The sequence below is a fragment of the Aquiflexum sp. genome (assembly GCF_041749095.1).
GTDB lineage: Bacteria > Bacteroidota > Bacteroidia > Cytophagales > Cyclobacteriaceae > Aquiflexum.
In genome coordinates this window covers 1-4,826 of sequence record NZ_JBGTCA010000452.1, presented here as the reverse complement: position 1 = coordinate 4,826, position 4,826 = coordinate 1, and the positions used below count along the sequence as shown (strand labels likewise).

The window sequence follows — 4,826 nt, the reverse complement described above, 5'->3', positions numbered from 1 at the left end:
GATATCCGGATGGTCGACCAGTTCTTCCGCTAAAGCTTCCAGGAGTTTTTTGAATAATTCACGGTTTGTCCTGAGATGGTGAATGGTATGCTCCATTTGTGTAAATGAACCTTTGTTCCTGGTATAATTGACCGTAAACAGTTCCTTTGTCAAAGGATCAAAGACAGGGTGGGCAGTAGTCTGTACTATGCCAAAAGGCCAAGGTACCATAGGCGGCTGTGCTGTCATCCAGTCAGCGCATCTACCGATAGGCGTTCCCAATTCAAGTGTTTTGGGATTTAAGATAAATGGTCTCCCAACATCGTATGTAACCAGGAGACTACTGCTGCTTTGGTCTTTGAAAATTACAGGCTGAATGGCTGTGTTGAGTTCATTTCTGGAACCAAATACCATACTCATCCTTGTGATCCCCATATTATGAAATCCCATCACACCATGGTGTTCTGTTCCCCACTTGGTAGCTTCATCCGCATAGAAGCACGGGGTTTTCATCAGCTTTGTTTTTACTATAGGCAAGGGCTTTTGATTGAGGTCCACCATGATGACCATGCCATCTCCGTTCATAATGGGCGTACCATATTCGCTGTTTCTCCTGCCATCAGGATTTTTCTCGGGAAAAGGCAGTGCCCCTGAATTGACCGAACCTACGGGCAGGGAGACATAAAAGACCCCATGTATGTCCAGAGGCAACTCCCCTTCCAATATTCTCAACGGGCCTTCATATTCCTCCCGGCTTGTGGTCAGCAGTCCCTGTCTTTTGGAAACATCATTATCACCTTCCGGATTTTTTGGGTGATCATTTTGAACATCCACTTTCATTAACTTTTTAATAAAATATATTACTTTTTTAAAAATATTATCCCTTTGTTTCATCAGTTACATAATTTATAAAATTTAAAAAAATCAGCCTCTATTCAACAGACTTCATCCTCTCAAATTGGCAATTATTTGGTTTAAAACCTATTTAGGGAACAGATTTTACACCTGCAAAACAACTTGGCGTTTGGGATATTATTCCAAGTTTCCGATTCCGCTGTCCGAAGGTTGATTCCGTTGTCCGAAGGTTGTGCCTTCGGACCACTGAGTAAGGAGGTTCTACCTCCACATTACTTGAGTCAAAGACTCAATACCCAATAATCCGAAGGCATAGTCTTCGGATAACGTTGTCCAAAGGTTGTGCCTTTGGACCACTGGGTATGGAGGTTCTACCTCCAATCTACTTGAGCCAAAGGCTCAATACCCAAAAATCCGAAGCCACAGTCTTCGGATAACCTAGACTCTCGCTTCTCGCCTCTAATCTCTCGCTTCTCCAAAATAAAATCCCCCCCATCCTTTCCCATCTTCCTCCTCATTCCTATTTTTGAACAAACCTTTTCAAATGCCTCTTTCCAAATCTGAAATCCACCACATTGAAATCCTTCTTGCCGGTTTTGACCGGACTTTCAGTCAAAGAGGATTGGTGCTTTACAAGCAGGGAGCTGTTAAATATGATTATTTTGATGAAAATGACGAGTGTTTCCATTTTCAAGTTAGAGGCAATATTGAGCCTTTTTATGAAGTCGAAATTGATCTGAAAGGGCAGCCAATGCCAGATTTTTTTTCTGAGTATGAGGAAGAATCTTTTCAATGTACCTGTATGGCCTTTGAAGAAGAAGGGGAATGCAAGCATGTGGCAGCAGCACTACATTTTATGCTGGCCAACAAAAAAAGTGATTTCAAAAAATATACCCCTGTTATTCCTATAAATTCTGAAAAACCGGAAGAGATTTCCTTTCCCATCGAAATTCCATGTTCCGACGAAGACCTGCAAAGACTTCATGAACTGATTCCCGTTGAACCAAATATCCGGATATATGACACGTATTTGCGTCAGGTAGATTTTTTGGAAAATGGTTTACGGTATGTTGTTGATGGCTATAACTTTAAAACCACAGTGTTTGTAACCTATATTGATGGCAAAATCATCATAGATGGCAACCACAAAAAGCCCCATTTAATCAAACAAACATTAAAATGGTTTCAGGACAGACTTCGGAAGTATAACAATTGGGATGCTCAATTTTTTACCCAAAAACAAAGAGATGAAAATATCATTGAAAGTGTCAAGGAATTGGGGGTATATGATCAACTCAAAAATCCGCAGAAAGCCTATAAGTTTGTTTTTGATGAGGATGAGATCATCATGGTAACTTCAGGTGAATTGCAGGGCTTGATGGATTTGGATGCACTTACCTATCAATTCAAGGAACATTTCAGAAGAGATGCGCTAAGACATTCGCAGTCATCTATCACACTTTCACATCAGGAAAGTGAAATAGGAGCGTTCAATCCCGGATTTGCATTGGCATACAGCTACTATAATAAATTTTTTCAGGTCATACCATTTATGGCAAAAGGGTCTAAACATGACCCTACAGGATTTAAGGTCAAGTTTGAGAAAATAGAAGACCCTTACGACATCAGGCTTTCCAAAACCGAAAACTTGGAAAGGGCCATGTACCAAATCTCAAAAATCGACAAAGCCATACAAAAGCAAAATCAATTGGACATTTTTGGGCAATTCCGGCAATTTTTGGACATCGTAGATGACTATCCACTTTTTGTTTTCCATGGAGACCCTTATGAATCCCGGAATATCAGAAAGTCCCATTTTGACAAACCCTTGGAAGTCCATGATGCAAAGGCAGTCATCCGAATGACCAAAACAGGTGTCCTGTACAATTTGGAGGTACAGATTTCTTTTGGAGAACATCAAATTACACTTGCGAAAAAAGATGAAGATCTTGATGTAACATTGGCCTTTGCAGTCTATCTCAACAAGCACCTGCTGATTTTCCAACACCAAAAAATCCTGCAGCTACTGTCTTTCCTAAAAAACTTTCCCCATTTCCAGGTTCTTGAAAAAGAATTTGAAACATTCTTCCAAAACATTCTTTTACCCATGGCCCATTACATTGAAATCCAGGATGAAACAGGAACCCTGAAGCAGGCGGAAAATACCGGACCTCTTCAGAAACAACTGTATATCTCTGAACTTACAGGTTTGGTCATCTTCCGGCCCCAAGTGAAATATTCAGAGTCTGCATTTTCAAATCCACTCGAAGGCAGCAGCATCATTGACCCTGACACTAAAAGAATATACCTGAGGGACGAGGAATTTGAGGAGGAATTTCTAAAATTTGTCAGAGACCTGCACCCTAACTTCAAGCATGCCGGAAGCCAGGGTTTTTTCCACCTGACCCATGATGTATTTATGCAAGGGCTTTGGTTCTTCAAGGCTTTTGAAAGGTTAAAATCGAATCAGGTCAGGGTGTTTGGACTGGAAAATATCAAAATCAAAAAATACAATCCTTTCCCTCCTGTAGTCTCATTGGAGTTTGGCTCTTCACAGGACTGGTTTGAGGTACAGGCCAATGTGGCCTTTGGGGACCAAAAGGTAAAACTCAGGGACATCAAAAAAGCCCTGGACAGGGATCAGGAATTTATAGAACTTGAGGACGGCAGCTTGGGCATTCTTCCGGAAAAATGGATGAAAAAGTTTGGGAAGCTTTTCCGTTCCGGGGATACGGACAAAAACAACTTCAAAGTTCCCAAGACCTTGTTCCATATTCTGGATGAATTTGAAGAGGCCAAAAGCTTCCCCGAAATCATTAAAGAAATAGAGGAAAAGAAAGAAAAACTCAAAGGCTTTACAGAAATCAAAAATGCCAAGGTTCCCAAAAAACTGAAAGCCGAACTCAGGAATTACCAGCATACAGGTCTCAATTGGTTGAATTTCCTTCAGGAATATCATTGGGGCGGGATATTGGCAGATGACATGGGTTTGGGCAAAACCCTCCAAATGATCGCCCTGATCTGCAAAATGGTGGAAAGCAATAAAAAGGCAAAAATCCTGGTTGTGGCACCCACCACCCTGTTGTTTAACTGGAAAAATGAACTGGAGAAATTTGCCCCACACCTCGATTACTTTATCCACCATGGCAACCGCTACGATTCCGCAGATGAGTTGGGCAAGCATCAGGTCATCCTGACAAGTTATGGTCTCGTCATCAATGACCTCGAACTGCTTCGCAAAATCCATTTTGATGCCATCATCGCCGATGAATCCCAGGCCATCAAAAATACCCAATCCCTGAGGTACAAGGCCATCACCAAACTGAACGGCAAGATCAAAATGGCGATGACGGGTACACCCATTGAAAACAGCCTCGCCGAACTTTTTGCCCAGATGAACTTTGTCAACCCCGGATTTTTCCATTCTTTCAACAGCTTCAAAGAAAACTACCTCAAGCCACTCAAAAACGGCAACAAAGAAATATTGACCGAACTGCAAAACAAGATCAAACCATTTGTACTCCGAAGGACCAAGGAGGAAGTGCTGACCGAACTTCCTGACAAAACAGAAGAGTACCTCTACTGTGTGATGAATCCCATTCAGCGCAAAATATACGATGCCTACCGGAATGAGTATAGGGATTACCTCTTGAAGAAAATTGAGGAAGAAGGTGCCGAAAACTCCAAGATGTATGTTTTGGAGGGACTGACCAAATTGCGCCTGGCCTGCGATGCCACCAATCTCGTCAACCATACCGAAGCCAAAAACGAATCGGTCAAAATCGACCTGCTTATCGAACATATCCTTGAGAAAACAGGCAACCACAAGATTTTGATCTTCAGTCAGTTTGTGGTTATTTCGGTCTGACCATGCCAGTCATTTCGGTCAAACCGTGCCACTTTGAAAGATCATCTAAAGTAGGTTAAATTTTATTCATTTTTCAAAACTCCTTTTCTTAAAGACTCTCCTTTGAGATCTATTCTGTGGGAGG

2 protein-coding genes are annotated in these 4,826 nt (G+C 41.7%); one reads left to right on the top strand and one right to left on the bottom strand.

What is annotated here, in order from left to right; genetic code table 11:
- The coding region (locus tag ACEW8O_RS20745; RefSeq protein ID WP_373496541.1) for a carotenoid oxygenase family protein at positions 1–873 on the bottom strand (873 nt) is incomplete at its 3' end.
- A 505-nt stretch (positions 874–1,378) separates the two neighbouring features.
- On the opposite strand from ACEW8O_RS20745, the gene ACEW8O_RS20740 reads away from it, so the two are divergent.
- The gene (locus ACEW8O_RS20740; protein WP_373496540.1) at positions 1,379–4,702 is read left to right on the top strand and encodes an SNF2-related protein; all 3,324 of its coding nucleotides are present in this window, start codon (positions 1,379–1,381) and stop codon (positions 4,700–4,702) included.
- The last annotated feature ends 124 nt before the right edge of the window (positions 4,703–4,826 follow it).

Excerpts from the sequence above, each read along its gene's own strand:
- ACEW8O_RS20740 (WP_373496540.1), top strand. The coding sequence starts at position 1,379 with ATGCCTCTTTCCAAATCTGAAATCCACCACATTGAAATCCTTCTTGCC.